This is a genomic window from Mariniflexile aquimaris (assembly GCF_042676825.1).
Classification (GTDB): domain Bacteria; phylum Bacteroidota; class Bacteroidia; order Flavobacteriales; family Flavobacteriaceae; genus Mariniflexile; species Mariniflexile aquimaris.
This window is the reverse complement of record NZ_JBHTIB010000011.1, coordinates 1-4,130: the sequence shown is the minus strand read 5'-3', so window position 1 is coordinate 4,130 and position 4,130 is coordinate 1. Positions and strand designations below refer to the sequence as shown.

General features: G+C 30.9%; 6 protein-coding genes. All 6 read right to left on the bottom strand.

Translation table 11 applies throughout. The features are described from left to right. Positions 1-111 precede the first annotated feature (111 nt). Entirely contained in the window at positions 112-513 is a 402-nt protein-coding gene (locus ACFQ0I_RS08010) for a TPM domain-containing protein (protein WP_379941075.1), read from the bottom strand. Positions 514-1,356: 843 nt separating this feature from the next. Continuing rightward, positions 1,357-1,632 (bottom strand): hypothetical protein, encoded by a 276-nt coding sequence (locus ACFQ0I_RS08005; RefSeq protein ID WP_379941073.1) that lies wholly within the window; start codon positions 1,630-1,632, stop codon positions 1,357-1,359. Positions 1,633-1,784: 152 nt separating this feature from the next. Then, on the bottom strand, positions 1,785-2,129 hold the full coding sequence (locus tag ACFQ0I_RS08000; protein ID WP_379941072.1) for a hypothetical protein: 345 nt from the start codon (positions 2,127-2,129) through the stop codon (positions 1,785-1,787). Then, entirely contained in the window at positions 2,129-2,443 is a 315-nt protein-coding gene (locus tag ACFQ0I_RS07995) for a hypothetical protein (RefSeq protein ID WP_379941070.1), read from the bottom strand. Before ACFQ0I_RS07995 ends, ACFQ0I_RS08000 begins: the two co-directional genes overlap by 1 nt. Before the next feature lie 508 nt (positions 2,444-2,951). After that, the gene (locus tag ACFQ0I_RS07990; protein ID WP_379941068.1) at positions 2,952-3,503 is read right to left on the bottom strand and encodes a hypothetical protein; all 552 of its coding nucleotides are present in this window, start codon (positions 3,501-3,503) and stop codon (positions 2,952-2,954) included. Positions 3,504-3,652: 149 nt separating this feature from the next. Next, positions 3,653-4,069, bottom strand: coding sequence for a hypothetical protein (locus ACFQ0I_RS07985; protein ID WP_379941066.1), 417 nt, complete (start codon positions 4,067-4,069; stop codon positions 3,653-3,655). Between the last annotated feature and the right edge of the window lie 61 nt (positions 4,070-4,130).

The window sequence follows — 4,130 nt, the reverse complement described above, 5'->3', positions numbered from 1 at the left end:
TTTGTGTGCGAGGATTTTCCGAAGGAAAATCAGAAGCTAGCAAACAAAGCAACTAACATTGATTAAGCTAAAAGTAGCAATTTTTTATATACTTTGTTGTACACAGTACTTTTATTTCCAGTGTTTTAAAATCTCTTCAATACCCTTATTAATTCCGTTGTAATAATTTCCATTTTCAAATTCAGGGATTATAATGTTTTCAATAATCTTTTTACGAGTACTTTCCAAGAATATATTTTTTGTGTCCATAGCAATTCCAATTCCGATATTCTTTAAGGTTTTATCAAAAGTTATCATTATTCCTCTATTTGTAAGATTTGTAAATCTATTATCATCAACACTCCATTGTTTGTTTGGTTTTTCTTTAGAAGAACTTGTTATAATTACAATCTTTTTACCTTCCTTTTCAAGTTTAATTAAAAGGTTCTCTAATTCCTCATTTTGTTCTTTAGTGAAAATTTTATTTGAGTCATTAAGGTAAGTGAAAGGTTTAGCCTCGTAGTTTTCTGGCATATCAGAAAAGTTAAATTCAACTTTTGGCGGATTAGTTTTGACTTCAGTCTTTTCCGAATTCTTACAAGCAAATACGCTAATAAANGGAACGTTGCGTGTTTGAGTGCGAGGATTTTCCGAAGGAAAATCAGAAGCTAGCAAACAAAGCAACGACCAAACGGCTTAACTAAAATAAGCAATGTTTTTTACACGGTGTTGGGTTTTAGTGCTTTTTTTGTCAGATAAATAGCTTTTAAATCATTTGTTTTTTCATTCAAAAGTCAAATCCGCAAACTGGCTAAAGTCCGATTTTTATTTATTCCATAAACAAGCTCAAAAGTCAGCGTTTTTTTTTCGCGATTCGATTCCGCAAACTTGCTAAAATTCCGCAGTTTGGTTTTCCGCAATTAGTTCAAAATCCAAGAACAGATTGGCAAATGTCAGATAATTAAATTTACTAATTCAGCCGATAATTTTGATTTGGAACGGGTTTTTGCATTAAACCCAACGTTTATGTATATGGAAAGTTGCGTGCTTGTGTGCGAGGATTTTCCGAAGGAAAATCAGATGCAAGCAAGCAAAGCAACTAACATTGGTTTAGCATAAAACTAGCAATTTTTTATATACTGTGTTGGCATTTCGTAGTTTTTTCAGTTTATAATTCAGTTTTATTTCATTTTCCATTTTTTTTAGAATTCAGATTTTGAGTGATTATTCCACCAAGTTTTGAATTCAGAGCTTGAGTGAATTCCGCAATTCAGATTTTACACATTTTGCTCAATTCCGCAAACTTTCTAAATTCAGATTTTGAGTAAGAATTCCACCAAACTGATTTTCAGAGTTTGAGTAAAAATTCAGACATTTTTATTTTCGATTCACGCTAATAGCTATTGTATCCCAAATTACCATGAAAATCATTCCTATTAATAATATTCCACCAACGGGAAGTGTAATTAATGAAAACCAAAACAAAGAAAAAATTGCACTATTTCCTTCATGAATGGATTTTCCAAATAATCCACATAACCATTGCCATGAAAAAGGAATAATTAATGGCAAAGACATTATAAAAACGACTATTAAAAACTTATTTAATATTTTTAAATAATCACTCTTGTTTTTTATATAGAATTGTTTCATTTTTTAAATTCGAGTGGGCTATGAATGCCAACGGTCTTGTGTATGGAAAGTTGCGGTTTTGTGTGCGAGGATTTTCCGAAGGAAAATCAGACGTAACAAAATTGCAACTAACTTTGGTTAAGCACTAATTTAGCAATTTTTTATACACGTTGTTACCCAACGTTTTTATTTCGGTTATATAATTCAGTTTCTTTTCTTTCAAATGCTGGTTTTGCTATAATTCCTTCCCAATTTTTGTCAATCTGCGGAAATTCCATTAGCATTTTATTCGTAAAAATCCGCCAACCTTCGAATTCCTCTGTCGCATAAGATGTTTTGTTGTTAGATTCTATTTTTAAACAAATATCATCTGTTGTAAATCGGTCAACTTTAAAACCAGTCAGTTTTTTAATCTCTGACCATTGGAATTGAGTAATTTCTTCATCGTAATTGACTTGAAATCCGTTTTCGGTCAGTTCAATTTTTTCAATCCGCTTTTTCTTTTTATTCCAGAACATTATTCAACGGTTTTAGTCATTGCAATTGTCATCATTATTCCAATATATAGAAATGGAATTGCACTTAAAAAAATCCAAATCAGGTTATTTTTAAAGTCAGATTTATGTTTTTTAATCAAAAGGATTGTATTTATCAAAGACCAAAAAATTCCACCGTAAAAGACAAGTAATGAAATCATACTTCCATATTGATAAATCCAAGTTCCACGATATGGCTGAACCAAATATTTCAAAAGCATTGCACTCAAACAAATTCCGATAATCAGAATACCGCTGTTTTTAGTCCAATTTATATTTCGAAGTGTGATGTTCAATGTTTGGTCAAATGTTGNAACGGTTGAACTAAAATAAGCAATGTTTTTTACACGGTGTTACCTTTAGTGCTTTTTTTCTGTCATTTTTTCGTCCGTAATAAATGTCAAAATCAGCTTTCCGCAAGAGTGAGGTCAGTCGTTTTAAATTCCGTTTGAGTGATAAAATCCGATCTGTTTATTTTCGCAAACAAGATCAAATGTCAGCGTTTAATTTTGTCCGCGTATCGATTCCGCAAACTTGCTAAAATTCCGCAGTTCGGTTTTCCGTATTTTGCTCAAAATCCACATAAAGATTGGCAAATGTCAGATAACTAAAATTAAAAATTCGGACTAAAATTTTGGTTTGAAACGTGTTTTCAGCATTAAAGGTAACGTTTATGTGTATGGAAAGTTGCGGTTTTGTGTGCGAGGATTTTCCGAAGGAAAATCAGACGTAGCAAAAATGCAACTGACTTTGTTTAAGCACTAATTTAGCAATTTTTTATACACGGTGTTCTACGCAGTTTTTTTATTCCTCCACAAGTTCGTATCCGTAAATTCCATTTTTGTTTTCTGGATATATTTTTCTCATAGTCAGGTAATAATCCTCCAAAAAATGGTTCAAGTCCACAAGTCCGTTTGTAAAAAACTGAATAGTATCTTTTTTATTTTCCACAATTAAAATTCCACGTTTTTTTTCGTTCGAATTTTTGCGGTTAGAATTTCGCTCAATAAACTTTCCAAATTGCCAAACTGTGTCCGTTTCCGAAATTTTTTTCTCGTAAACTAAATTCCAATTAGGATTTTGATTTTCATTAAAAGTCAATTCTTTAAATTCAGTCCGAATTTTTATTGAGTCAGATTTTTTTGTGATTTCAATTCTCTCAAAACCTTCGTAAGTGCAAACTGAATGGTCAAAGAAAACCTTAATGGTATCTAATTCTGTCATTTTTTTCTTAAAATTGGTTAAGTCCGTTTTGAGATTGAAGTCAGATTTAGGAAATTCCGTTTTGATTTCAGTTTCTTTTTTACAAGAAGCTAAAATCAAAGTCAGAATTAATATTTTGAGTAAGTTTTTCAAATTGCGTAGAACGTTTATGTGTATGGAAAGTTGCGTGTTTGTGTGCGAGGATTTTCCGAAGGAAAATCAGACGCTAGCAAACAAAGCAACTGACATTGGTTTAGTATAAAACTAGCAATTTTTTATACACGGTGTTGTAATGCGTATTTTCATTCCGTTTTGATATTCAGCCATTTATTTTTCCAAATAGTTATCGTTCCAATAATTCCAATCAAAAAAATCACAAAAATTCCAATTCCGATATTTTTTGGTACAATTTTCAGATTAAAAAACATAAGTCCAATTAACGGAGACATTGCTCCAAATAATGACATTTTTTTATTCAGAAATTTATTTCCACTGACAATTATTTTTCCGTTTTCAGATAAATTCCGTAATTCCATTTTTTCACTTCCACACCATTGAATTTTTGCTTTCAAAGTTTCGTTCTTAAAATCGTTTGGTATTTCAATAATTTTTTCTTCTCCGTTTTTTAATTCAGTCAGATATTTTTTTCCGACTAATATTTCATAAGAACAGTTTTTGTTAAAATTCTCTTTTGGTCTATGTAACGTGATTTTTCTCATATGTCTTGTCCTGAAATATGGCTACAGGTTAAAATTGAATTTACGCTGTTAATTTATATAC

What these genes read in the sequence shown, in the direction of transcription:
- ACFQ0I_RS08010 (WP_379941075.1), bottom strand. Translation starts at nt 513, where the DNA reads ATGCCAGAAAACTACGAGGCTAAACCTTTCACTTACCTTAATGACTCA.
- ACFQ0I_RS08005 (WP_379941073.1), bottom strand. Translation starts at nt 1,632, where the DNA reads ATGAAACAATTCTATATAAAAAACAAGAGTGATTATTTAAAAATATTA.
- ACFQ0I_RS08000 (WP_379941072.1), bottom strand. Translation starts at nt 2,129, where the DNA reads ATGTTCTGGAATAAAAAGAAAAAGCGGATTGAAAAAATTGAACTGACC.
- ACFQ0I_RS07985 (WP_379941066.1), bottom strand. Translation starts at nt 4,069, where the DNA reads ATGAGAAAAATCACGTTACATAGACCAAAAGAGAATTTTAACAAAAAC.